Here is a 24,590-nt window from a genome sequence, read left to right as displayed (position 1 = left end):
GCGATCCCCTGTAGGAGCGGCCTTGTGCCGCGATGGGCTGCAAAGCAGCCCCCGACAATCTCAAGCCTTGAACAAATCCTGCTCCAACACCAGGCTCTGCCGATCGCTGTCCAGCCTGACCCGAGCCCCCAACGGCAAGCACACATTCGGATCACAGTGCCCACTGCGCCACCCCGCCAGCACCGGCACCCCCAGCGGCGCGAAGGTATCCTCCAGCAACGGCGCCAATGCCGCCGTGGTAATCCCGGCAAAGTCCCCCACCAGCACGCCCTTGATCCCCTCCAGCTTGCCCGCCAGGCGCAACTGGGTCAGTAACCGGTCCACCCGGTACAACGGCTCGTTGACGTCCTCGATGAACAGGATGCAGCCCTGGGTATCCAGCTCGGCAAGCGTCCCCATGGTCGCACCCAGCATCGACAGGTTGCCACCCAGCAGCGGCCCGCTGGCCACACCCGGCAACACACTGCTCAAGGCATGGTCCGCCGGGTGCATGATCGGCTCGCCAGCCCGCACATGCCCACCCAGCTGCGCCAGCAACGACGACTCCGTCGGTGGCAACTTGGCCCCCAGCAGGTCGGCATTGAGCATCCCCCCGTGGAAGGTGATCAGCCCGCTATGCTGGTAGATCGCCGTGTGCAGTGCGGTAATGTCGCTGTAGCCGATCAACGGCTTGGGGTTGCGCCGGATCAGCTCGAAGTCCAGTTGGCCCAGCAAGCGCATGCTGCCGTAGCCCCCGCGCATGCACAGGATGGCGTCGATGGCGGGGTCGGCAAAGGCATCGTGCAGGTCCTGCAGGCGCTGTTGGTCCGGCCCTGCCAGATAACCCTGCGCCTGTAAGGCACCCGGGTAGATACGGCAACGGTAGCCGCGGTCAGCGAACCACTGGCTGACCTTGTGCGTATCCAGCCGCGCCGCGCCCGCCGGGGCGACAATGGCAAAGCAGGCGTTGGCCGGCAGCGCAGCTGGCAGGCCGGGTTGGAAGGTTTCGGCGCAATTCATCGCGGCTCCTTGCAGCGGGTGTGGCACAAACAAAAATGCCGATGCCGCCTTTCGGCGTGCATCGGCATGCGTAGCACTGATTTTGACTCAGAGCTTGATCTTGGCTTCGTGAGCTTGCTGGTCAGCGTGGTAAGAAGAACGCACCAGCGGGCCGGAGGCGACGTTCTTGAAGCCCATCTTGTAACCTTCCTCGGCGAACCAGGCAAAGGTGTCCGGGTGCACGAAACGCTGCACCGGCAGGTGGCTACGCGATGGCTGCAGGTACTGGCCGAGGGTGAGCATGTCGATTTCATGCTCGCGCATGCGGTGCATCACCTCGATCACTTCTTCGTCAGTCTCACCCAGGCCGAGCATCAGGCCCGACTTGGTCGGTACGTGCGGCACCATCTGCTTGAACTTCTGCAGCAGGTCCAGCGACCAGTCGTAGTCCGAACCCGGACGCGCGGCCTTGTACAGGCGCGGCACGGTCTCGAGGTTGTGGTTGAACACGTCTGGCGGCTGTTGCGCGGTGATCTCCAGCGCAACGTCCATGCGGCCACGGTAGTCCGGCACCAGGGTTTCCAGCTGCACACCCGGCGACAGCGCGCGGATTTCGCGGATGCAGTCGGCAAAGTGCTGGGCGCCGCCGTCACGCAGGTCGTCACGGTCCACCGAGGTGATCACCACGTACTTCAGGCGCAGGTCGGCAATGGCGACAGCCAGGTTTTTCGGCTCGTCCAGGTCCAGCGGTTTCGGTCGGCCGTGGCCAACGTCGCAGAACGGGCAACGACGGGTGCAGATGTCACCCATGATCATGAAGGTGGCGGTGCCACCAGAGAAGCACTCGCCCAGGTTCGGGCAGGAGGCCTCTTCACACACGCTGTGCAGCTTGTGCTTGCGCAGCAGTTGCTTGATGCGGTCTACCTCGGGCGAAACCGGGATACGCACGCGGATCCAGTCAGGCTTTTTCGGCAGCTCGTCGGTAGGGATGATTTTTACCGGGATGCGCGCGACCTTGTCGGCGCCACGCAGTTTAACCCCAGCTTCCACCTTCTTCGGCGCTTGGCGCGGGGTGACATCCTGGGTAGGTATCAGGTTCGGCACGGCTTCTTGCACAGTTGTCATATTCAGTCGATTCCGCCCGTGAGGGTCGTCTGCTCAGCGTAGTCGAGGTGCTTGACCAGCTGTCCGCGCAGCCTTGTCCTGACCTCGTCGAGTTCGATCGGACCTGCCAGATCGCGCAGCTGGGTCATGGCCAGCCCCGCATAGCCGCAGGGGTTGATTCGGCGGAATGGCGCAAGGTCCATGTCCACGTTCAGGGCAAGGCCGTGGAACGAACGGCCGTTGCGAATTCGCAGGCCGAGGGAGGCGATCTTCGCTCCGTCGACATAGACGCCCGGGGCATCGGGCTTGGCCGATGCCTGCACGTCGTAACTGGCGAGCAGGCCGATCAGGGCCTGTTCGATACGGCTGACCAACTCGCGTACGCCAAAGCCCAGCCGGCGCACGTCCAGCAGCAGGTAGGCCACCTGCTGACCGGGGCCATGGTAGGTCACCTGGCCACCGCGGTCGGTCTGCACCACCGGGATGTCGCCCGGCACCAGCAGGTGCTCGGCCTTGCCGGCCTGGCCCTGGGTGAAGACCGCGGGGTGCTCGACCAGCCAGATTTCATCCTGGCTGTCCGGGCTGCGTTGCTCGGTAAAGCGACGCATGGCCTCCAGCACCGGTTCGTAGGGCTGCAGACCAAGCTCGCGAAAACCGAGACAGGCGGACATCAGAGCACCATTTTCACGATGCCGGTAGCGCGCAGGGCGCTATTGATGTCGTGCAACTGGTCTTCGCTGGTGGCAACGATGTGCAATTGCACGGTGGTGTACTTGCCTTCCTTGCTCTGGCGCTCAGCCAAGGTCTTCATGTCGACCTCGGCATATTTCTTCAGAATCTCGATCACCGTGTCCTTGAAGCCGACAACGGTATCGCCGATCACCTTGATCGGGTAATCAGCGCAAGGGAATTCGATCTTGTGCGACTTGACGTCTGGTTCGCTCATGGCGGAAACGGCCTCGTAAGCCGTGGCAACAACAACGCCCCCGCTAGATACGCGGGGGCATGCAGGTCACGTATCAGTTGAACAACCCGAAGAAGAATAGACGGATGCTATCCCACATACGGCGGAAGAAACCACCTTCCTCGACGCCATCAAGGGCGATCAGGTCGGCGCTGTGAACCACTTTCTCGTCCAGTTTGACTTCCACCTTGCCGATCACGTCACCTTTGGCGATTGGCGCGGTGAGCTGCGGGTTCATGGTCATCGAAGCCTGCAGGCGCTTCAATTGGCCTTTAGGCATAGTCATGGTCAGGTCGTCAGCCAGGCCAGCCTTGATCTGGCTGGTGGCGCCCTTCCAGACCGGGGCCTGGGTCAGCTCGGTGCCCTTCTGGTAGAAGGTCTGGGTTTCGAAGAAGCGGAAGCCATAGGTCAGCAGCTTCTGGGTCTCGGCAGCACGCGACTGCTCGCTGTTGGTGCCGAACACCACGGCGATCAGGCGCTGGCCATCGCGAACGGCCGAAGCCACCATGCAGTAGCCGGCTTCGTCGGTGTGGCCGGTCTTCAGGCCATCGACAGTCTTGTCACGCCACAGCAGCAGGTTGCGGTTAGGCTGCTTGATGTTGTTCCAGAAGAACTCTTTCTGCGAGTAGATGGCGTAGTGGGCCGGGTCGACGGTGATAATCGCGCGGGCCAGGGTTGCCATGTCATGCGCCGACGAGTAGTGCTCCGGGTTCGGCAGACCGGTCGGGTTCATGAAGTGGCTGTTGGTCATGCCCAGGTCGGCAGCCGTCTTGTTCATCATGTCGGCGAAGGCATCTTCGCTGCCGGCGATGTGCTCGGACAGGGCGACCGAGGCGTCGTTGCCGGACTGGATGATGATGCCGTGCAGCAGGTCGCTGACAGTCACCTGGCTGCCGACCTTGATGAACATGCGCGAACCGCCGGTACGCCAGGCGTTTTCGCTGACGGTAACCGGGTCGTTCTCACCGATCTGGCCACGGCGGATGTCCAGGGTGGCGATGTAGGCGGTCATCAGCTTGGTCAGGCTGGCTGGCGGCAGACGCTCGTCACCGTTGTTCTCGACCAGCACGTTGCCGCTGGACGCGTCCATGAGTACGTAGGACTTGGCTGCCAGTTGCGGTGGCGCCGGCGTCATCTGCTCTGCCGCGAAGGCGGCAGGCGTGATCATCAGCAGTACAGGCAGGCAAAGTCGTTTGGCAAGGTTGGTGATGTTCATCCGTCTCTCGAAAATCGCTAATGGTCTGAGATGTTCCCTGGGCAAGATCGTGTGCCCAGCGCCAGTCAGTCTAGTTTTATGGCCGTCGGCCTGGCCCGCGCCTGTGCGGCTTTATGTCGCTGCGGGCAAAAGCCGTCATTGTACATGGCCGCGCCCGGCAATTCATGACAAAACCGACAGTTTGGTGTTGCCTGCTTCGCGGGCACGCCCGCTCCCACAGGGTGTCGCATACCCCTGTGGGAGCGGGCGTGCCCGCGAAGCAGACGATGCGGTCAGTCTGCTGTGACCAGCTTGGCCTGCCCCAAGTTCGCCAGGCGGATGCTGTCTTGTGCTTGCTGGATCTCGCCCTGGCTGCCAATCGGCCCCAGGCGCACGCGGTGCAGGGTCTGCTGGTTACGCACGATCGAGCTGATGAAGACCGGTGCACTGACCATGGTGCTGAGCTTGGAGCGCAGCAGTTCGGCGGCGTCCGGGTTGGCGAAGGCGCCTACCTGCAGGAAGCTGCCGCCATTACCGCCAGGCACGTTGTTGCCCCCCACCTGCACCGGCACCACCGGCGCCGCATGCTGCTGGGCCGGCGGGGTCCATTGCTCGACACGCCCGGTAGTGGCCGGGATCGCCTGGGTCTGCGCCACCTGCGGCTCTTTCAGCACCATCGGCGGCGTCTGGCCACGCTGGGCCCACCACTGCTGCGGGTCGATGCCCTCGACGCGCACATGCGCGGTGCCGGTCTCGGCATAACCCAGTTTTTTCGCCGCCGCGTAGGACAGGTCGATGATGCGGTCGGAATAGAACGGGCCACGGTCATTCACCCGCAGGATCACGCTACGGCCGTTGGCCAGGTTGGTCACCCGCACATAGGCCGGCAGCGGCAAGGTCTTGTGCGCCGCGCTCATGCCATACAGGTCGTACAGCTCGCCGTTGGCAGTGTTCTGCCCATGGAACTTGGTGCCGTACCACGACGCGGTTCCCTCGGCGCGGTAATTGCGCGAGTCCTGCATCGGGTAGTAGGTCTTGCCCAGCACCGTGTAGGGGTTGGCCTTGTAGTTGCCGGTGTGCACGGTCGGCGTGGCGTCGGGGATCTTGTTCACATCCACGTCCCACCACGGTGCGCCGTCCTTGTGGGCCCGGTTGATGTCCAGCCCCGGCTGGGTACGCACGACGTTGCCACTGCTTTGCTGGGTCGGGCGGCTGGATGAGCAGCTGGCCAGCACCACACCAACGGCGAGGCAGGTCAACAGCTTGAAGGAATTGGCAGAGATGATTGCGCGCATTACTTGACGCCCCGTGCTTGAACCAGCTGTTGCGCAAGCTGATGCACCGCCATGGCATACATCACGCTGCGGTTATAGCGAGTGATCGCGTAGAAATTCTTGAGCCCCAACCAGTACTCGGGACCGTTGTCGCCCTCAAGACGGAAGGCAGTAACCGGCAGATCATCGCGCAGCGAATCATGAACCGACCAGCCAAGCGCGCGCAACTCCCCTACCGTCTTCACCGGCTCGATGCCGGTGGTCAGGCCTTGGTCGGCACGTGCACCGTCCACCCAGGCGCGACTGACCACGCCCCCGCCCGCCACCCAGCCATGGCGCTTGAAGTAGCTGGCGACGCTGCCGATGGCGTCGTCGGGGTTGTTCCAGATATTGATGTGGCCATCGCCGTCGAAGTCCACCGCGTAGTTGCGAAAACTGCTAGGCATGAACTGCGGCAGGCCCATGGCGCCGGCATAGGAACCTTTGAGCGTCAGCGGGTCGAGCTGTTCATCACGGGCCAGCAGCAGGAATTCGCGCAGTTCCTTGCGGAAGAACTCGGCCCGCGGCGGGTAGTCGAAGCCCAGGGTCGACAGCGCGTCGATCACCCGGTAGTTGCCGGTGTTGCGGCCAAAGAACGTTTCCACGCCGATGATCGAAACAATGTACTGCGCCGGCACGCCGTATTCCTGTTCGGCACGGGCCAGCACGGCCTCGTGCTGGCGCCAGAAGTCCACACCACGGGCAATGCGCGCGTCGGTGAGGAACATCGGCCGGTAGTCCTTCCACGGCTTGACCTTTTCGGCCGGGCGCGAGATGGCGTCGAGGATCGACTGCTTGCGCTGCACTTCACGGAACACGCCCATCAGCTGCTCAGGGGCAAAACCATAGTCGCGGCTCATTTCGCCAACAAACTCGGCCACCTGCGGTGAGCCTTGGTAATCGCCGGCATGGGCCAGCTGTACAGCGCCGAACAGGCCCACCGCGCCGATCCACGGCGCACAACGGGCAGCCCAGTTACGCACTGCTTGCATGAAATTCTTCACCTTATTCAAACCTGTGCGATCCACTTGCGGTGCGTGTGGATCGACATGAGAACGCCAAACGCTGAAAGCAGCGTCACCAACGATGTTCCGCCATAGCTGATGAAGGGTAGCGGCACGCCCACCACGGGCAGGAGGCCGCTGACCATCCCGATATTGACGAACACGTATACAAAGAAGGTCATGGTCAGGCTGCCCGCGAGCAGCTTGCCGAACAGGGTCTGCGCCTGGGCGGTGATCATCAGGCCACGGCCGATCAGCAGCAGGTAGACAATCAGCAGCAGGCAGATGCCGACCAGGCCGAACTCCTCGCCCAGTACGGCGATGATGAAGTCGGTGTGGCTTTCCGGCAGAAAATCCAGGTGCGACTGGGTGCCGAGCAGCCAGCCCTTGCCGAACACCCCGCCCGAGCCGATCGCCGCCTTGGACTGGATGATGTTCCAACCCGTGCCCAACGGGTCGCTTTCCGGGTCGAGGAAGGTCAGCACCCGCTGCTTCTGGTAGTCGTGCATGACGAAGAACCACATCGCCACCGCCACCGGCACCGCCGCCGTCAGCACACTGAGGATCCAGCGCCAGCGCAGGCCCCCCATGAACAGCACGAAGGCGCCGGAGGCGAGAATCAGCAGCGCCGTGCCCAGGTCGGGCTGGCGCACGATCAGGATGAACGGCACGCCGATCAGCACCAGGCTGATTGCCACGTGCTTCAAGTGCGGGGGCAAGGTGCGCTTGGACAAGTACCAGGCGATGGTCGCCGGCATGATGATCTTCATGAATTCCGAGGGCTGGAAGCGGATCACCCCGGGGATGTTGATCCAGCGCGTGGCCCCCATGGCGTTGTGGCCCATCACGTCCACCACCACCAGCAACAGCACCCCGGCCAGGTAGGCCAACGGCACCCAGCGGGCCATGAAGCGGGGTTCCAGCTGGGCGATGACGAACATCGACACCAGGCCGATGCCGAACGAGGTGGCCTGCTTGAGCAGCAGGTCCCAGTTCTTGCCACTGGCCGAATAGAGTACGAACAGGCTGCCGGCCGCGAGGGTCAGCAGAATGACCAGCAAGGGGCCGTCGATATGAATGCGCTGCAGAAAGCTGGCGCGCCGACGCATCACATCCTCACTGGAGAGCATGCGATCGAAATTGTTCATCACAGGGCCGACTCCTGGGTAACGGTGGCAGGCGCGAACTCGGACTTGAGCCGGCCGTTTTCGTCGAGCAGCCAGGCGTCCATGATCTGGCGTACCACGGGCGCAGCGACACCCGAGCCGGACTCACCGTTCTCGACCATCACCGAAACCACGATCTTCGGGTTATCGGCCGGGGCAAAGGCGACGAACAGGGCGTGGTCACGGTGGCGCTCCTGCAGCTTGTTGCGGTCGTACTTCTCGCCTTGCTTGATCGCCACCACCTGGGCGGTACCGCTCTTGCCGGCAATGCGGTACTGGGCGCCGGCGGCCGCCTTGCGCGCAGTACCGCGGGCGCCGTGCATCACCTGCTCCATGCCATGGGTGACCTTTGCCCAATCGGACTTGTCACGCAGCACTATATTTTCCATCGGGTTGTCATCCACAGGCGCCTGGCCTTCGATGGTCTTGGCCAGGTGCGGGCGGTTCCACACGCCCTTGTTGGCGATCAGCGCAGTGGCCTGGGCCAGCTGCAGCGGCGTGGCCTGCATGTAGCCCTGGCCGATACCGAGAATCAGGGTTTCACCGGGGAACCAGGCCTGGCGGCGGGTGGCACGCTTCCATTCGCGCGACGGCATCAACCCGGCAGACTCCTCGAACATATCGAGGGAAACCCGCTGGCCGATGCCGAACCTGTTCATGTAGCTGGACAGCCGATCGATGCCCATCTTGTGCGCAAGGTCGTAGAAGTAGGTGTCGTTGGAACGCATGATCGCGGTGTCCAGGTCGACCCAGCCATCGCCGGAGCGGTTCCAGTTACGGTACTTGTGGTCGTAGTTGGGCAACTGGTAGTAGCCCGGGTCGAACACCCGGCTGCTGGCATTGACCACACCACTGTCCAGGCCAGCGATGGCCACCGCCGGCTTGATGGTCGAACCGGGCGGATACAGGCCACGCAGCACGCGGTTGAACAGCGGGCGGTCGATCGAATCGCGCAGTTCGGCATAGGCCTTGAAGCTGATGCCGGTGACGAACAGGTTGGGGTCGAAACTTGGCTGGCTGACCATCGCCAGCACCTCGCCGGTACGTGGGTCGAGTGCCACCACCGCGCCGCGCCGGCCACCCAGGGCGGCCTCGGCGGCTTCCTGCAGCTTGATGTCCAGGCTCAGTACAATGTCCTTGCCCGGTTTCGGGTCGGTGCGCTTGAGCACCCGCAGCACGCGGCCTCGGGCGTTGGTCTCGACTTCCTCGTAGCCGACCTGGCCGTGCAGGTCGTCTTCGTAGAAGCGCTCGATGCCGGTCTTGCCGATATGGTGGGTGCCGCTGTAGTTCACCGGGTCGAGGGTTTTCAGCTCTTTCTCGTTGATGCGCCCCACATAACCCACCGAATGGGCGAAATGCGCACCCTGCGGGTAATGCCGCACCAACTGGGCCACCACTTCCACGCCTGGCAGGCGGAACTGGTTCACCGCCACCCGGGCGATCTGCTCTTCGTTGAGCTCGAACAGGATCGGCACCGGTTCGAACGGCCGGCGCCCTTGACGCATGCGCTTCTCGAACAGGGCCCGGTCGTCGGCCGGCAGCTCCAACACTTCGACGATGGTGTCCAGCACTTCCTGCCAGTTACCCGCACGTTCGCGGGTCATCGACAGGCTGAAGCTGGGCCGGTTGTCGGCAACGATCACCCCGTTGCGGTCGAAGATCAACCCGCGGGTCGGCGGGATCGGCTGCACGTGCACCCGGTTGTTCTCCGACAGCGTCGAGTGATAGTCGTACTGGATGATCTGCAGGTAGTACAGCCGCGCGATCAGCACGCAAATAAGCAGCATGATCGCCACCGCGCCGACCACGACGCGGTTGCGCACCAGGCGGGCGTCTTTCTCGTGGTCCTTGAGGCGGATCGGCTGCGACATCTGACTGCTTACAGGCTCATTTGTGGTAAGGGTGCCCGGACAACACGGTCCAGGCGCGGTAGATCTGCTCGCCGATGAGTATCCTTACCAACGGGTGCGGCAAGGTCAGCGGCGACAGCGACCAGCGTTGCTCGGCGCGCGCGCAAACCTCAGGCGCCAGGCCTTCCGGGCCGCCCACCATCAAATTCACCGTACGCGCATCCAGGCGCCAGCGGTCCAGCTCGGTCGCCAGCTGCTCGGTGCTCCAGGGCTTGCCATGGACCTCGAGGGTGACAATGCGTTCCCCAGGCTGAACCTTGCTCAGCATGGCTTCGCCCTCCTGACGGATCAGGCGGGCGACGTCGGCATTCTTGCCACGGGTGTTCAGCGGGATTTCCACCAGCTCCAGCGACAGCTCGGCGGGCAGGCGCTTGGCATATTCATGCCAGCCTTCCTCGACCCACTTCGGCATGCGCGAGCCGACCGCGATCAGGCGCAGACGCACGACGCTTCCTTATTCCCGGTCTTTGATCTTGTCATCGAAGTAGGCGCTGGCGTTTTCCGGGCTGTGATGCTTGGCATCAGCAGCACGGCTCTGCTCGGCACCCGCCCACAGACGCTCCAGGTCGTAGAACTGGCGGGCAGCGGCGGTCATCATGTGCACGATGACGTCATTCAGGTCCAGCAGCACCCAGTCGCTGTCGCCCTTGCCTTCTTCGCCCAGCGGCTGTGCGCCTTGTTTCTTGACCGCTTCACGGACCTTTTCCAGCATCGCGTTGATCTGGCGGTTGGAGGTACCGGTGGCAATGATCATGTAGTCGGTCAGGCTGTGCTTCTCGCGCACGTCGATGACCTGGATGTCCTGGGCTTTGACGTCTTCCAGAGCGCTAATGGTCAGTTTGACCAGTTCTTCGCCACTGATGCCATTGGTTTTCTGCTTGCTCATATAAAACTCGTTCAACTCGTTGGATGAGGCGCCAGAGGCACCGTCAGTTAGGCGCACGATACAGTTCGTGCGCCTCGATGTAGGCCAGTACGGCGTCCGGCACCAGGAACCTCACCGATTTGCCGCTGGCCAGCAGCTGTCGGATCTGTGTAGCCGACACCGCAAGCGGCGTCTGCCAGACGAACGAAATATTTCCCGCCGGGCCGGACATGGCGGCGGGATCGCTCTCCGAGCGCGCAGCCAGCAGGTTGCGCAGCTCGTCAGGGGGTTCAACGTCGGCATCCGGGCGTTGCAGCACCAGGATGTGACAATGTTGCAGCAATTCTTCCCAGCGGTGCCAGCCAGGCAGGCCACAGAAGGCATCCCAGCCCAGTACCAGGAACAGCTGGTCGTTGCCGGCCAGTTCGGCGCGGATCGATTCCAGCGTATCGATGGTGTACGACGGCTTGTCCCGCTCCAGCTCGCGGGCATCGACGCTCAGGCAAGCAACGCCCTGGACCGCTTCGCGGACCATGGCCAGCCGATCCTGCGCGGCTACCTGCGGGGTGTCGCGGTGCGGCGGCCGGGCGTTGGGCAACAGGCGCAGCTCGTCCAGCCCCATGAACTCGGCCACTTCCAGCGCGCTGCGCAGGTGGCCGATGTGCACGGGGTCGAAGGTGCCGCCTAGAATGCCGATGCGCCGGACTGCCTGGGCCTTGCTCAACTCAGCAGGACCCCTGGCCGCGCAGCTGGCCGTCGCCGATCACTACGTACTTCTCGCAGGTCAGGCCTTCCAGGCCGACCGGGCCACGGGCATGCAGCTTGTCGGTGGAAATACCGATTTCCGCGCCCAGCCCGTACTCGAAGCCGTCAGCGAAGCAGGTCGGGGTGTTGAGCATGACCGACGCCGAGTCGACCTCAGCCATGAACTGGCGGGCTTCACCCTGGTGTTCGCTGATGATCGAGTCGGTGTGGTGCGAGCCATAGTGGTTGATGTGCTCGATGGCCTGGTCCAGGCCATCGACGACACAGATCGACAGGATCGCGTCCAGGTACTCGGTGTGCCAGTCGTCTTCAGTGGCCGGTTTGGCCTCGATCAGCGCGCGGGTACGCTCGCAGCCACGCAGCTCCACGCCCTTCTCCTGGAAGCGGCGGGCCATTTCCGGCAGGAAGCGCTCGGCCACCTGCTGGTCGACCAGCAGGGTTTCCATGGCGCCGCAGATGCCATAGCGGTAGGTCTTGGCGTTGAAGGCCACGTTCCAGGCCTTGTCCAGGTCGGCATGCTGGCTGACGTAGATGTGGCAGATACCGTCCAGGTGCTTGATGACCGGGACGCGGGCATCGCGGCTGATGCGCTCGATCAGCCCACGGCCGCCACGCGGCACGATGACGTCGACAAATTGCGGCATGCTGATCAGCGCACCCACGGCTTCGCGGTCGGTGGTCTCGACCACCTGCACCACCGCGGCCGGCAGGCCTGCGGCAGCCAGGCCACGCTGGATGCAGGTGGCGATGGCGCGGTTGGAATGGATGGCTTCGGAGCCGCCACGCAGGATGGTCGCGTTACCCGACTTCAGGCACAGGCTGGCGGCATCGATGGTCACGTTCGGGCGCGACTCGTAGATGATCCCGATCACCCCCAACGGCGCGCGCATCTTGCCGACCTGAATACCGGATGGGCGGTAGCTCATGTCGCGGATGGCACCGACCGGGTCCGGCAGGCTGGCTACCTGGCGCAGGCCGGTGATCATGCCGTCGATGCGCGCAGGGGTCAGCGCCAGGCGGTCGAGCAGCGCCGGCTCCAGGCCACTGGCGCGACCGGCGGCCAGGTCCAGCTCATTGGCGGCAGTCAGTTCGGCGCGGGCAGCATCCAGCGCATCGGCAGCGGCTTGCAGGGCGCGGTTCTTCTGCGCGGTGCTGGCACGGCCGATCACCCGGGAAGCCTCACGGGCAGCGCGACCCAAACGGGTCATGTAGTCAAGAACGGACTCAGTCATGGGTTCGGTGTCTTGGCGAAGGGGAAATCGGCTGATTATAACTGCCGCGCAGGTGTACGCCCAGCGGCGGGTGGCGGATGGTAGGAAATGAGGTGTTCGTCTTTGGCTTTTCTGCGCCTGGGAGATCGAGCGCCGCCCGCGCGGCGCATCGCGAGCTGCGCTCGCTCCTACGTTTGTTTCGGGCCAGTCACGCCTGCACCAACGCGCGCGACCGCCTTGTTTGTACGACACGATATCGAGCCATGCGCCAAGGCGTTCGCGCGCAAATCCCGCAGGAATAATTGGCCCGAAACAAACGTAGGAGCGAGCGCAGCTCGCGATGCGCCGCGCGGGCGGCGCTCGATCTCAACGACAACGAATAGCCCAAGGCGAGCAAACCGAAACCCCACCAATGAAACATACAGATACCATTCAATCGCAACCCCGGTTCAGCCTTGATTAAGCCATTCATTGCTATCATCCCCGCCTCCCCAGCCACGAACTGCCCGCATGCCAGCCCTGCCCGACAGCTTTTTCGACCGTGATGCCCAGACCGTGGCCAAGGCCCTGCTGGGCAAGGTAATCCGCCACCGCCACGGCGACCTGTGGCTGGCTGCGCGCATCATCGAGACCGAGGCCTACTACCTGACCGATAAAGGCAGCCACGCCTCGCTTGGCTACACCGAAAAGCGCAAGGCGCTGTTTCTCGATGGCGGGCACATCTACATGTACTACGCCCGTGGCGGCGACTCGCTGAACTTCAGCGCCCAAGGCCCGGGCAACGCGGTGCTGATCAAGTCTGCCTATCCTTGGCAGGACGCCCGCTCGGGCCCGAACAGCCTGGCGCAGATGCAACTGAACAACCCCGACGCCAGCGGCAAGCTGCGCCCGGATGAGCGCCTGTGCGCCGGCCAGACCCTGCTGTGTCGGGCCCTGGGCCTGAAAGTGCCCCACTGGGACGCCCGGCGCTTCGACGTCGACCGGCTGTATGTGGACGATTGCGGCAACGCCGTACCCCGGGTGATCCAGACCGCAAGGCTGGGCATCCCGCACGGGCGCGACGAGCACCTGCCCTACCGCTTCGTCGACGCCGAGTACGCCCGGTTCTGCACGCGGAACCCGTTACGTCGCGGCCAAGTCGAAGGCCGTGACTTCTTCATTCTCGAACAAGGAAGCTGAACATGGGCCAATGGCTCGACAGCCTGACCGGCTGGCTCAGCGCCAACCCGCAGTGGCTTGGCGTGGCGATTTTCCTGATAGCCTGCATCGAGTGCCTGGCCATTGCCGGCATCATCGTGCCTGGTACCGTGCTGCTGTTCGCCGTGGCGGTCCTGGCCGGCAGTGGTGCCTTCACCCTGGGCGAAACCCTGCTACTGGGTTTTCTGGGTGGCTTGCTGGGCGATGCCTTGTCGTACACGGTGGGCAAGTACTTCCACCAGAACATTCGCCGACTGCCATTGCTGCGCCATCACCCTGAATGGATCGGCAGCGCCGAAACCTACTTCCAGCGCTACGGCATCGCCAGCCTGCTGGTGGGGCGCTTCATCGGGCCGCTGCGGCCCATGTTGCCAATGGTCGCCGGCATGTTCGACATGCCCCTGCCGCGCTTCATCGCCGTCAGCCTGGTGGCCGGCGCCGGCTGGTCGGTGGCCTACCTGCTGCCAGGCTGGGCCACCGGCGCGGCCATGCGCCTGCCGCTGCCGGAAGGCTTCTGGCTGGATGCCGGCATCATCGCCGGCACGCTGGCCGTACTGATCGGCCTGAGCCTGAACAGCAGCCTGCGTGACCAACGCCACGGCACCCGGCTGGTCGCCGGCCTGAGCTTCATCGCCCTGGCCGGGGTATTCCTCGGCTGGCCGTACCTGCACGAATTCGACCAGGGCGTGATGACGTTGGTGCAGGAGCACCGCAGCCAGGTCATCGATGGCGCCGTGGTGCTGGTGACCCGACTGGGTGATTTTCGTACCCAACTGTTTCTTGGCGGGCTGCTGACCGGTCTGCTGCTGCTTGCCCGCCAGTGGCGGCACGCATTTTTTGCTGCTGGCGCGCTGATGGGCACGGCAATCGCCAACGGTACGCTGAAATGGCTGTTCGCCCGCGCACGGCCGGAAGTGCTGACCGACCCACTGACCAGCTACAGCATGCCCAGCGGGCACAGCTCGGCTTCGTTTGCGTTCTTCCTGGTGATGGCGGTACTGGCAGGGCGCGGCCAGCCGCCGCGGATGCGCCTGACCTGGGTGATGCTGGGTTGTATTCCCGCGCTGGCGATTGCCCTGTCACGGGTGTACCTGGGCGCGCACTGGCCGACCGATATCCTGGCGGGGGCCCTGCTGGCGTGCTGCGTGTGCGCGCTTAGCCTGGCAGTGGTGCAGCGCCAGCAGACCCTGCCGGCCCTGCCGCTGCGGGTGTGGTGGCTGGTATTGCCGGCCTGCATCGCGCTGCTGGCGTTTTTTGCCATGCATGCGCTGCCGCAGGCTTTGCTCAGGTACCAATATTGATGTCGCCTGCCCCGGCCTCTTCGCAGCACAAGGCTGCTCCTACAGGCTAACGAGCCCCCTGTAGGAGCAGCCTTGTGCTGCGAAGAGGCCGGTACAGGCAACAAATCACTGTCATGCAAACAGCTCACCCTGAATCCGCTCCAGCAATTTCTGAATCTCGCCCAGCCGCTGTTGCGGCGAGTCGAGGGTCAGCAGGTCCAGCTTGTCTTCTTCCATGAACGGCAGCAGGTACGCCAGCTGGTTGGCCAGCGCCTGGCGCCCGTCCACCGGGCGCGGCATGTCCAGCGCCTCGACCATCGGATGCTCACCCAACGCCACCAGCAGCGCCAGCAGGTCGTCATCGGCCTCAAGCAGCGGGCTGTCGGCCTGCTCCGGCAGCCATTGCACCTGCCCCACCAGCAACTGGTCCTTCTGCACCTCGGTGCTTTCCAGGTTGAAGCGCCGTACGCCCTCGACGCGGATACCCAGCAAACCGTTGTCCTGCTGCACGAAGTCGCGGATCACCGCTTCACAGCCGATCGACGCGACCATCGGTGGCGCCTTGCCAACCTGCTCGCCCTCCAGGATGCAGACCACCCCAAAGCCTTCGCCCTGCTTCATGCAGCGCCCGATCATGTCCAGGTAGCGCGCCTCGAAAATCTGCAAATCGAGAAAGCAACCCGGGAACAGCACGGTATTGAGCGGAAACAGCGGTAGTGTCATCACAACTCCTCAAGCCACCAGGCTGACTGCCAGCGGCAGGAACACTGCCGTGGCTACCCCCATCAAGCTCATCGCCAGCGCGGCAAAAGCGCCGCATTCGTCACTTTCCTGCAGGGCGACCGAAGTACCCACAGCATGCGCGGTCACACCCAACGACATGCCGCGCGCCTCAGGGCTGTGCACGCCGAAGCGGCTCAGCAGCGCCGGGCCGAAGATCGCGCCGATCACCCCGGTGATCAGTACGAACACTGCCGCCAGGGCCGCCACACCGCCAATCTGCTCTGCCACCAGCATGGCGATTGGCGAGGTCACCGACTTGGGCGCCATGGTCATCAGGATCATGTGTTCTGCACCGAACCACCAGCCTAGCAACAGGCAGCAGAGCGTGGCGAACAGGCCCCCGATTACCAGCGTAGTAAATGTGGGCCAGAACAGCTGCCGGATACGCCGCAGGTTGAGATAGAGCGGCACAGCCAGTGCCACAGTGGCGGGGCCCAGCAGGATGTTCATGATTTCGGTGCTTTTGCGGTACTCGCTGTATTCGATGTCGCACAGCAGCAACACGCCGATGACCAGCAACATCGACACCAATACCGGCTGCAGGAAGATCCAGCGGGTTTTCTCGTAGGCCGCCAGCACCACCTGGTACGCACCGAGGGTGATACCGATACCGAACAAAGGATGGTGCACCACGGCATCCAGCGCGCCTTGCCAGTCGAGCATCATGGCTGCTCCTCGCGCTTGCCCTGGCGGTGGATGAGCTTTTGCATCAGCACACCCACAAACACCAGCGTCAACAGGCAGGAAATCAGCAAGGCACCGGCAATCGCCCAGAAGTCGGCGGCGATGTCCTTGGCGTATACCATCACCCCCACTGCCGGCGGCACCAGCAACAGCGGCAGGTAGCGCAGCAGGCTGCTGGCCGCCTCGTTCAGCGGTTTGCCCACCTCACCGCGGGCCATAAGGAAGAACAACAGCAGCACCAGGCCGATGATCGGCCCCGGCAGAAACGGCACCACCAGGTGGTTGATCGCCGTCCCCAGCAGCTGGAACAGGACCAGCCAGGTCAAACCACGCAACAGCATAAGCTTCTCCCTCGGGCATGGCCGCCATTATAAGCACGCACGGCTATATACCGATATTCGCCGAAAAGCAGACAACTTGACTGAAACGGTTCGCCGTGCTGATCTTGCACTTTCGTACCAACTGACAACCTGGAGAGTCCGCGATGCCCTATGTACCGGTTACAGAGCTTTCGCAATACGTTGGTAAGGAACTGGGGCGCTCCGCCTGGCTGAAAATCGACCAGCAGCGCATCAACCTGTTCGCCGAGGCGACGGGCGATTTCCAATACATCCATGTCGACCCCGAAAAAGCGGCAAAAACCCCGTTTGGCGGCACGATCGCCCACGGTTTCCTGACATTGTCACTGATCCCCAAGCTGATCGAGGACATCCTGGTCCTGCCAGAAGGGCTGAAGATGGTGGTGAACTATGGGCTGGACAGCGTGCGCTTCATCCAGCCGGTCAAGGTCAACAGCCAGGTCCGGCTGAAGGTGGAACTGGCCGAGGTGGTGGAGAAGAAGCCGGGGCAGTGGCTGCTCAAGGCGATTGCCACGCTGGAAATTGAAGGTGAAGACAAGCCTGCCTATATAGCCGAGTCGCTGTCGCTCTGTTTCGTCTGATTTATCGCCGGGGGCGCTATGCGCCCCATTCGCAGCACAAGGCTGCTCCTACAGGGGTATGCGATCTCCTGTAGGAGCAGCCTTGTGCTGCGAATGGGCTGCACCGCAGCCCCCGATCCACAAATCCCCCGCACTCGCGTAAACTGCCAGCCTTCGCGCAGCCTAGGGCTGCCCCTGTCGATTTACCAAAGGTGCCCGCCATGCCCTGGCTGCAAGTACGCCTGGCCATCAGCCCGGAACAAGCCGAAACCTACGAAGATGCCCTGCTCGAAGTAGGCGCCGTCTCGGTCACGTTCATGGACGCCGAAGATCAACCGATCTTCGAACCAGACCTCAACACCACCCCGCTGTGGTCGCACACCCACCTGCTGGCACTGTTCGAGGCCGATGCCGAGCCCGAGCAGGTGTTTGCCCACCTGCGCCTGCTGACCGGCGCCGAGCTGCCACAGCACCAGGCCGAAGTGATCGAGGACCAGGACTGGGAGCGCAGCTGGATGGACAACTTCCAGCCCATGCGTTTCGGCCGCCGCCTGTGGATCGTGCCAAGCTGGCACGAGGCCCCGGAAAAGGACGCCGTCAACCTGCTGCTGGACCCGGGCCTGGCCTTCGGCACCGGCACCCACCCCACCACGGCCCTGTGCCTGGAATGGCTAGACGGCCAGCAACTCGAAGGCACCCAGGTGCTGGACTTCGGCTGCGGCTCGGGCATCCTGGCCATCGCCTCGCTGCTGCTGGGCGCCCGTGAAGCGGTCGGAACCGACATCGACGTGCAGGCCATCGAGGCTTCGCGCGACAATGCCCAGCGCAACGGCATCGCCGATGAAAAGCTGGCGCTGTACCTGCCCGAGCACATGCCGGCCATGCAGGCAGACGTGCTGGTCGCCAACATCCTCGCCGGCCCGCTGGTGTCACTGGCGCCGCAGTTGTCCGGCCTGGTCCGCCCAGGTGGCCTGCTGGCGCTGTCCGGCATTCTGGCCGAACAGGGCGAGGAGGTGGCCGCGGCCTACGCCGCCGACTTCGAGCTGGACCCGATCGTCGTCCGCGACGGCTGGGTGCGCATCAGTGGTCGCCGCCGCTAAGCGGGCCTAGAATATCTTTCTGCACAGCTCCCGGATTGCCGCATGACCGACAGTTTCGTCACCCAGTGCCCGCATTGCCAGACCAGCTTTCGCGTCACCCACCATCAGTTGAGCGTGGCCCGCGGCGTGGTTCGCTGCGGCCATTGCCTGCAGGTGTTCAATGCCGCCAAGCAACTGCTGGAGCAGAACCGTGCCAGCGCACCTGAGGTGCCGGTACCGGCGCCTGTGCCAGCGGCACCTGCCGAGCCCGTGGTCGAGCCGCAGATTACGCCCGAGCCTGTCACCCGCGAGCGCAGCATCACGCCTGACGAGGACTGGGCACTGACCGCCCAGGCCCTGGACGCACTCGACCTCGACCAGGAACTGGCCCGCCTGGAGCGCCGTGGCCAGCCGGCCACGGCACGCCCCGCCAACCTGGATGGCGGGCTGCAGGCGCGGCGTGACGAACTGCAACCGGACGAGCATGCGGACGACCTGTTCGGCAACGCAACCGATGAGCCGTTCGAGCCACAAACACCGGCAGAGCCCGCACCTGTGCTGCTGGAGCCGCAGCCCTTGGAGCTGGACCTGGGGCCTGTACCCGGCGACCGCACCGAGCCGACCCTGGGCCGTAACCTTGACCTGGACATCGATGACGAGCCGCCCGTACACCGCGCAGCCGACATCGATGACCAGCCCGCCTTCAGCGAACCGCTGCGCCCCCGTGATGACGAAATCCCGGAAAAAGGCCTGAGCGCCCGCGACGATGAACCGCTGGCGCTGCACCTGTCGGCGCGTGACGACGACCCTGTCGAGCCGCTGCCGGGCGAGCGCCTGGAGCCAGGCCTTGCCAGCAAGCCCGAGCGCCCGGCGCGCAAGGAGCCGCTGGTCGATGTAGTCGACGACCCGCTGCAACTGGGCTGGGAAAAACCCGCGCCCAACTGGGGCAAGCGCCTGCTGTGGGGCTTCCTCACCCTGCTGGCCGCTGGCCTGCTGGCGTTCCAGTATGTGTGGTTCCACTTCGACGAAATGGCCCGCCAGGACCAGTACCGGCCGTTCTTCCAGCAAATTTGCCCGATTGTCGGGTGCCAGGTGCCGACCCGCGTCGATATCGCAAGAATCAAGAGCAGCAACCTGGTGGTGCGCAGCCACCCGGACTTCAAGGGCGCACTGATCGTCGATGCGATCATCTACAACCGTGCACCGTTTGCCCAACCGTTCCCGCTGCTGGAACTGCGTTTTGCCGACCTCAATGGCCAGCTGATCGCCAGCCGGCGCTTCAAGCCCAGCGAGTACCTGTCTGGCGAGTTGGCCGGGCGTGGCGACATGCCAAGCCAGACGCCGATCCATATCGCCCTGGACATCCTCGACCCGGGGCCGAAGGCCGTGAACTACAGCCTCAGCTTCCGTTCGCCGGACTAAGCGACAAGCGGCAAGCTTCAAGCCACAAGACAAGCGAGCCGATAGCCGGTCCGCTCCCTCTTGCAGCTTGGAGCTTGCTGCTTGCAGCTCCCCCGATTGTTCAGATTTTATCCAAATCCATCTTTATCCGGTCACCGAGAGCGGGTATCATGCCCACCCTTTTTCGAACTCCAAGATTCGGCCCCACAACAGGGATCACCTATGTCGGCGGTACGCATCGGCCCATACACACTACGTAACAACCTGATCCTCGCGCCCATGGCCGGGGTCACGGACCAGCCTTTCCGTACACTTTGCAAGCGCCTGGGCGCGGGCATGGTGGTGTCGGAGATGGTCTCCAGCGACATGAGCCTGTGGAACAGCCGCAAGTCGAGCCTGCGCCGCATCCATGAAGGTGATCCCGAGCCTCGCTCGGTGCAGATCGCCGGTGGTGATGCGCAGATGATGGCTGCGGCAGCAAAGGCCAACGTCGAAGCGGGGGCCCAGATCATCGACATCAACATGGGCTGCCCGGCAAAAAAAGTCTGCAACAAAGCTGCAGGCTCTGCTTTATTGAGAGATGAAGCCTTGGTCAGCGAGATCCTCCACGCCGTGGTCGGCGCTGTGGACGTCCCGGTGACCCTGAAGATCCGCACCGGTTGGGACCGGGCAAACAAGAACGGCCTGAACGTGGCGAAGATCGCCGAACAGGCCGGCATCCAGGCGCTGGCGGTGCATGGCCGCACACGCGCCGACCTGTACACCGGCGAAGCCGAATACGACACCATCGCGGCCATCAAGCAAGCGGTGTCTATCCCGGTCTTTGCCAATGGCGATATCACTTCGCCAGAAAAGGCCCGGGCGGTGCTGGATGCCACCGGGGTCGACGGCCTGTTGATCGGCCGGGCTGCCCAGGGGCGGCCATGGATCTTTCGCGAGATCGAGCATTACCTGCGCACTGGCGAATACCTGCCAGCGCCGCAACTGGACGAAGTGGAACGCATCCTGCTGGAGCACTTGGCCGCGTTGCATGCCTTTTATGGCGATGTGATGGGCGTACGTATCGCCCGCAAGCACGTTGGCTGGTACCTGGCAACACGACCCGGCGGCAAGGAGTTTCGCTCCCGGTTCAACGCTTTGGAAGACACACAAGCGCAGTGCGCCAACGTTCGTGCGTTTTTCAGCGAGCGTCGACAGAGCCTTGAGACAGAGGACGGACAAGGGGTGGCCGCATGACGATGATGACCGAGAATTTTGTGAGTGGAACAACGCCCGTGAGCGACAACGCCAACCTGAAACAGCACCTCAACACGCCAAGCGAAGAGGGCCAGACCCTTCGCGACAGCGTCGAGAAGGCGCTGCACAACTACTTCGCCCACCTGGAAGGCGCGACCGTGACGGACGTGTACAACCTGGTGCTCTCCGAAGTGGAGGCGCCCCTGCTCGAAAGCGTGATGAACTACGTCAAGGGCAACCAGACCAAGGCCAGCGAGATGCTCGGGCTGAACCGAGGCACCCTGCGCAAGAAGCTCAAGCAGTACGACTTGCTGTAAGCCAGAATCCCAACCAGAAAAGGCGGCTCCCTGAACAGAGGCGCCTTTTTTGCAGACTCCACCGCGTTATTGGAACCCGAAATGACCGACCAGACTACCCGCCTGCCAGTCCGCCGCGCCCTGATCAGCGTCTCCGACAAGACCGGTATCCTCGAATTCGCCCGTGAGCTGCAGCAGCTCGGTGTCGAGATCCTGTCCACCGGCGGCACCTACAAGCTGCTCAAGGACAACGGCGTAAACGCGGTGGAAGTGGCCGACTACACCGGCTTTGCCGAAATGATGGATGGCCGGGTCAAGACCCTGCACCCGAAAATCCACGGCGGCATCCTCGGCCGTCGCGGCACCGACGACGCCATCATGAACGAGCACGGCATCAAGCCGATCGACCTGGTTGCGGTCAACCTGTACCCGTTCGAAGCCACCATTTCCAAGCCTGGCTGTGACCTGCCGACCGCCATCGAGAACATCGACATCGGCGGCCCGACCATGGTCCGTTCGGCAGCCAAGAACCACAAAGACGTTGCCATCGTGGTCAACGCCAGCGACTACGCCGGCATCGTCGAAGGCCTGAAGGCCGGCGGCCTGACCTACGCCCAGCGCTTCGACCTGATGCTCAAGGCGTTCGAGCACACTGCCGCCTACGACGGCATGATCGCCAACTACATGGGCACCATCGACCAGGCCAAAGAGACCCTGAGCACCGAAGAGCGCAGCGAATTCCCGCGCACCTTCAACAGCCAGTTCGTCAAGGCCCAGGAAATGCGCTACGGCGAGAACCCGCACCAGAGCGCGGCGTTCTACGTAGAAGCCAAAAAAGGCGAAGCCAGCATTTCCACCGCCATCCAGCTGCAGGGCAAGGAGCTGTCGTTCAACAACGTGGCCGACACCGACGCCGCGCTGGAGTGCGTGAAGAGCTTCGTCAAGCCAGCCTGTGTCATCGTCAAGCACGCCAATCCGTGCGGCGTGGCCGTTGTGCCTGAAGACGAAGGCGGCATCCGCAAGGCCTACGACCTGGCCTACGCCACCGACACCGAGTCGGCCTTCGGCGGCATCATTGCCTTCAACCGCGAACTGGACGGCGAAACCGCCAAGGCCATCGTCGAGCGCCAGTTCGTCGAAGTGATCATCGCCCCGAAAATTTCCCAGGCTGCCCGCGACGTGGTGGCTGCCAAGCAGAACGTACGCCTGCTGGAGTGCGGCGAGTGGCCCGCTGAGCGCGCTGCCGGTTGGGACTTCAAGCGCGTCAACGGTGGCCTGCTGGTGCAAAGCCGCGATATCGGCATGATCACCGCAGACGACCTGAAGATCGTCACCAAGCGTGCCCCGACCGAGCAAGAGGTCCACGACCTGGTGTTTGCCTGGAAAGTGGCCAAGTTCGTCAAGTCCAACGCCATTGTCTACGCCAAGCAGCGCCAGACCATCGGCGTCGGCGCTGGCCAGATGAGCCGCGTCAACTCCGCCCGTATTGCTGCAATCAAGGCCGAGCATGCTGGCCTGCAAGTGCAGGGCGCAGTCATGGCATCGGATGCGTTCTTCCCGTTCCGTGATGGCATCGACAATGCGGCTAAAGTGGGTATCAGCGCCGTGATCCAGCCGGGTGGTTCGATGCGTGATGCCGAGGTGATTGCTGCCGCTGATGAAGCCGGCATCGCCATGGTCTTTACTGGCATGCGCCACTTCCGCCACTAATCAAGATGGCCGGCCGTACCTCGGCCCCTGTGGGAGCGGGTTCACCCGCGAATGCGATGTTGGGCTTACCGCCGCATTCGCGGGTGAACCCGCTCCCACAGGGGGCGAAGTACGCCGCCAAACAGAGGTTTTGACATGAAAGTTTTGATCATCGGCAGCGGCGGCCGTGAGCACGCCCTGGCCTGGAAAGTTGCCCAGGACCCACGCGTCGAGAAAGTCTTCGTTGCCCCAGGCAACGCCGGCACCGCCATTGAAGCCAAGTGCGAGAACGTCGCCATCGACGTATGCGCCCTGGAACAACTGGCCGACTTCGCCGAGAAAAACGTCGACCTGACCATCGTCGGCCCGGAAGCACCGCTGGTCATCGGTGTAGTGGACCTGTTCCGCAGCCGTGGCCTGGACTGCTTCGGCCCAACCAAGGGTGCGGCCCAGCTGGAAGGCTCCAAGGCCTTCACCAAGGACTTCCTGGCGCGTCACAAGATCCCGACCGCCGACTACCAGAACTTCACCGAAATCGAGCCGGCTCTTGCCTACCTGCAAGAAAAAGGCGCGCCGATCGTGATCAAGGCCGACGGCCTGGCTGCGGGCAAAGGCGTGATCGTCGCCATGACCCTCGAAGAAGCCGAAGCCGCCGTGCGTGACATGCTGGCCGGCAACGCCTTCGGTGAAGCCGGTTCGCGTGTGGTGATCGAAGAGTTCCTCGACGGCGAAGAAGCCAGCTTCATCGTCATGGTCGACGGCCACAACGTGCTGCCCATGGCCACCAGCCAGGACCACAAGCGCGTCGGCGACCAGGACACCGGCCCGAACACCGGCGGCATGGGTGCCTACTCCCCTGCCCCGGTCGTTACTGCCGACGTGCACCAGCGCGTGATGGACCAGGTGATCTGGCCAACCGTGCGCGGCATGGCCGAGGAAGGCAACGTGTACACCGGCTTCCTGTACGCTGGCCTGATGATCGACAAGGCAGGCAACCCCAAGGTCATCGAGTTCAACTGCCGCTTCGGCGACCCAGAAACCCAGCCGGTCATGCTGCGCCTGGAATCGAGCCTGGTGCTGCTGATCGAAGCCGCCTTCGCCAAGGCGCTGGACAAGGTCGAAGCCCAGTGGGACCCGCGCCCGAGCCTGGGCGTGGTGCTGGCAGCCGGTGGTTACCCGGGCGACTATGCCAAGGGCGACGTGATCAGCGGCCTGGACGCAGCAGCCAAGATCGAAGGCAAAGTGTTCCATGCCGGTACTTCGCTCAAGGACGGCCAAGTGGCCACCAACGGCGGGCGCGTGCTGTGCGCCACGGCAATGGGCAGCACGGTTGCCGATGCGCAGCAGCAGGCTTACCGCCTGGCCAAGGAAGTAAGCTGGAACGGTAGCTTCTACCGCACTGACATCGGCTACCGGGCCATCGCCCGCGAGCGCGGTGAGCACCAGCAGTAAGCACTACCGGAACGCCGTGCCGCCCAGGGCTGTCAATCGCCCGGCGCACGGCATCCGGCTCGTCGACAAGGCCCGGTACGGGCCTTGCCTTGGACTTGG

25 protein-coding genes are annotated in these 24,590 nt (G+C 63.7%); 9 read left to right on the top strand and 16 right to left on the bottom strand.

Annotation, left to right across the window (positions count from 1 at the left end; genetic code table 11):
- Positions 1 to 60 precede the first annotated feature (60 nt).
- The 13 genes from ABOC32_RS06145 to ABOC32_RS06085 form a co-directional block, all read right to left on the bottom strand.
- Positions 61 to 999: a S66 peptidase family protein gene (locus ABOC32_RS06145; RefSeq protein WP_426810419.1), complete on the bottom strand. Its 939-nt coding sequence runs from the start codon at positions 997 to 999 to the stop codon at positions 61 to 63.
- An 87-nt stretch (positions 1,000 to 1,086) separates the two neighbouring features.
- Entirely contained in the window at positions 1,087 to 2,103 is a 1,017-nt protein-coding gene (gene lipA, locus ABOC32_RS06140; RefSeq protein ID WP_043200771.1) for a lipoyl synthase, read from the bottom strand.
- Positions 2,104 to 2,105: 2 nt separating this feature from the next.
- Positions 2,106 to 2,753, bottom strand: a complete 648-nt coding sequence (gene lipB / locus ABOC32_RS06135; RefSeq protein WP_012274372.1) for a lipoyl(octanoyl) transferase LipB — start codon at positions 2,751 to 2,753, stop codon at positions 2,106 to 2,108.
- Positions 2,753 to 3,028 carry a DUF493 domain-containing protein gene (locus tag ABOC32_RS06130; RefSeq protein ID WP_086977162.1) on the bottom strand — a complete coding sequence of 92 codons (276 nt, stop codon included), beginning with the start codon at positions 3,026 to 3,028 and terminating at the stop codon, positions 2,753 to 2,755. Before ABOC32_RS06130 ends, lipB begins: the two co-directional genes overlap by 1 nt.
- Positions 3,029 to 3,101: 73 nt before the next feature.
- Positions 3,102 to 4,262 carry a D-alanyl-D-alanine carboxypeptidase family protein gene (locus ABOC32_RS06125; protein ID WP_086977163.1) on the bottom strand — a complete coding sequence of 387 codons (1,161 nt, stop codon included), beginning with the start codon at positions 4,260 to 4,262 and terminating at the stop codon, positions 3,102 to 3,104.
- A gap of 272 nt (positions 4,263 to 4,534) precedes the next feature.
- Positions 4,535 to 5,536: a septal ring lytic transglycosylase RlpA family protein gene (locus ABOC32_RS06120; RefSeq protein WP_426810418.1), complete on the bottom strand. Its 1,002-nt coding sequence runs from the start codon at positions 5,534 to 5,536 to the stop codon at positions 4,535 to 4,537.
- Positions 5,536 to 6,546 (bottom strand): lytic murein transglycosylase B, encoded by a 1,011-nt coding sequence (mltB, locus tag ABOC32_RS06115; RefSeq protein ID WP_234229135.1) that lies wholly within the window; start codon positions 6,544 to 6,546, stop codon positions 5,536 to 5,538. Before mltB ends, ABOC32_RS06120 begins: the two co-directional genes overlap by 1 nt.
- 17 nt (positions 6,547 to 6,563) lie before the next feature.
- Complete coding sequence (gene rodA / locus ABOC32_RS06110; protein ID WP_176393885.1) at positions 6,564 to 7,667, bottom strand: rod shape-determining protein RodA; 1,104 nt, start codon at positions 7,665 to 7,667, stop codon at positions 6,564 to 6,566.
- Between the two features lie 38 nt (positions 7,668 to 7,705).
- Positions 7,706 to 9,595 carry a penicillin-binding protein 2 gene (mrdA, locus tag ABOC32_RS06105; protein WP_426810417.1) on the bottom strand — a complete coding sequence of 630 codons (1,890 nt, stop codon included), beginning with the start codon at positions 9,593 to 9,595 and terminating at the stop codon, positions 7,706 to 7,708.
- 16 nt (positions 9,596 to 9,611) lie between these two features.
- On the bottom strand, positions 9,612 to 10,079 hold the full coding sequence (rlmH, locus tag ABOC32_RS06100) for a 23S rRNA (pseudouridine(1915)-N(3))-methyltransferase RlmH (protein WP_003249722.1): 468 nt from the start codon (positions 10,077 to 10,079) through the stop codon (positions 9,612 to 9,614).
- Positions 10,080 to 10,088: 9 nt separating this feature from the next.
- Complete coding sequence (gene rsfS / locus ABOC32_RS06095) at positions 10,089 to 10,520, bottom strand: ribosome silencing factor (protein ID WP_016489366.1); 432 nt, start codon at positions 10,518 to 10,520, stop codon at positions 10,089 to 10,091.
- Positions 10,521 to 10,563: 43 nt separating this feature from the next.
- Positions 10,564 to 11,223 carry a nicotinate-nucleotide adenylyltransferase gene (nadD, locus tag ABOC32_RS06090; protein WP_043200783.1) on the bottom strand — a complete coding sequence of 220 codons (660 nt, stop codon included), beginning with the start codon at positions 11,221 to 11,223 and terminating at the stop codon, positions 10,564 to 10,566.
- Position 11,224: 1 nt separating this feature from the next.
- The gene (locus tag ABOC32_RS06085) at positions 11,225 to 12,496 is read right to left on the bottom strand and encodes a glutamate-5-semialdehyde dehydrogenase (protein ID WP_426810416.1); all 1,272 of its coding nucleotides are present in this window, start codon (positions 12,494 to 12,496) and stop codon (positions 11,225 to 11,227) included.
- Between the two features lie 489 nt (positions 12,497 to 12,985).
- Between ABOC32_RS06085 and ABOC32_RS06080 the strand changes: the two genes are divergently transcribed.
- Positions 12,986 to 13,654, top strand: a complete 669-nt coding sequence (locus ABOC32_RS06080) for a DNA-3-methyladenine glycosylase (RefSeq protein WP_426810415.1) — start codon at positions 12,986 to 12,988, stop codon at positions 13,652 to 13,654.
- A 2-nt stretch (positions 13,655 to 13,656) separates the two neighbouring features.
- The gene (locus ABOC32_RS06075) at positions 13,657 to 14,973 is read left to right on the top strand and encodes a bifunctional DedA family/phosphatase PAP2 family protein (RefSeq protein ID WP_426810414.1); all 1,317 of its coding nucleotides are present in this window, start codon (positions 13,657 to 13,659) and stop codon (positions 14,971 to 14,973) included.
- Positions 14,974 to 15,084: 111 nt separating this feature from the next.
- Here ABOC32_RS06075 and ABOC32_RS06070 read toward each other — a convergent pair whose 3' ends face one another.
- From ABOC32_RS06070 to ABOC32_RS06060, 3 genes are read right to left on the bottom strand one after another with little or no spacing between them, the layout of a single operon-like run.
- Complete coding sequence (locus tag ABOC32_RS06070) at positions 15,085 to 15,675, bottom strand: LON peptidase substrate-binding domain-containing protein (RefSeq protein ID WP_016501812.1); 591 nt, start codon at positions 15,673 to 15,675, stop codon at positions 15,085 to 15,087.
- Between the two features lie 9 nt (positions 15,676 to 15,684).
- The gene (locus tag ABOC32_RS06065; RefSeq protein ID WP_426810413.1) at positions 15,685 to 16,401 is read right to left on the bottom strand and encodes an LrgB family protein; all 717 of its coding nucleotides are present in this window, start codon (positions 16,399 to 16,401) and stop codon (positions 15,685 to 15,687) included.
- On the bottom strand, positions 16,398 to 16,760 hold the full coding sequence (locus tag ABOC32_RS06060; protein WP_426810412.1) for a CidA/LrgA family protein: 363 nt from the start codon (positions 16,758 to 16,760) through the stop codon (positions 16,398 to 16,400). The genes ABOC32_RS06065 and ABOC32_RS06060 overlap by 4 nt, the downstream gene beginning before the upstream one ends.
- 143 nt (positions 16,761 to 16,903) lie before the next feature.
- On the opposite strand from ABOC32_RS06060, the gene ABOC32_RS06055 reads away from it, so the two are divergent.
- From ABOC32_RS06055 to purD, 7 genes are all read left to right on the top strand, one after another.
- On the top strand, positions 16,904 to 17,359 hold the full coding sequence (locus ABOC32_RS06055) for a MaoC family dehydratase (protein ID WP_426810411.1): 456 nt from the start codon (positions 16,904 to 16,906) through the stop codon (positions 17,357 to 17,359).
- Positions 17,360 to 17,559: 200 nt separating this feature from the next.
- Positions 17,560 to 18,438 carry a 50S ribosomal protein L11 methyltransferase gene (gene prmA / locus ABOC32_RS06050; protein WP_234229143.1) on the top strand — a complete coding sequence of 293 codons (879 nt, stop codon included), beginning with the start codon at positions 17,560 to 17,562 and terminating at the stop codon, positions 18,436 to 18,438.
- A 42-nt stretch (positions 18,439 to 18,480) separates the two neighbouring features.
- Positions 18,481 to 19,839: a DUF3426 domain-containing protein gene (locus ABOC32_RS06045; RefSeq protein ID WP_426810410.1), complete on the top strand. Its 1,359-nt coding sequence runs from the start codon at positions 18,481 to 18,483 to the stop codon at positions 19,837 to 19,839.
- A 201-nt stretch (positions 19,840 to 20,040) separates the two neighbouring features.
- The gene (gene dusB, locus ABOC32_RS06040) at positions 20,041 to 21,054 is read left to right on the top strand and encodes a tRNA dihydrouridine synthase DusB (protein WP_016501818.1); all 1,014 of its coding nucleotides are present in this window, start codon (positions 20,041 to 20,043) and stop codon (positions 21,052 to 21,054) included.
- Positions 21,051 to 21,371 (top strand): DNA-binding transcriptional regulator Fis, encoded by a 321-nt coding sequence (gene fis / locus ABOC32_RS06035; RefSeq protein WP_003249693.1) that lies wholly within the window; start codon positions 21,051 to 21,053, stop codon positions 21,369 to 21,371. The genes dusB and fis overlap by 4 nt, the downstream gene beginning before the upstream one ends.
- An 81-nt stretch (positions 21,372 to 21,452) precedes the next feature.
- Positions 21,453 to 23,060 (top strand): bifunctional phosphoribosylaminoimidazolecarboxamide formyltransferase/IMP cyclohydrolase, encoded by a 1,608-nt coding sequence (purH, locus tag ABOC32_RS06030; protein WP_086977175.1) that lies wholly within the window; start codon positions 21,453 to 21,455, stop codon positions 23,058 to 23,060.
- Between the two features lie 135 nt (positions 23,061 to 23,195).
- A complete protein-coding gene (gene purD, locus ABOC32_RS06025; RefSeq protein WP_019472784.1) occupies positions 23,196 to 24,491 on the top strand; it encodes a phosphoribosylamine--glycine ligase in 1,296 nt (431 codons plus the stop codon).
- Positions 24,492 to 24,590: the final 99 nt, after the last annotated feature.

This window comes from Pseudomonas sp. WOUb67 (assembly GCF_050058005.1).
GTDB classification, from domain to species: domain Bacteria; phylum Pseudomonadota; class Gammaproteobacteria; order Pseudomonadales; family Pseudomonadaceae; genus Aquipseudomonas; species Aquipseudomonas putida_R.
The sequence above is the reverse complement of the archived record's forward strand: the minus strand, read 5'-3'. Positions and strand labels throughout refer to the sequence as shown.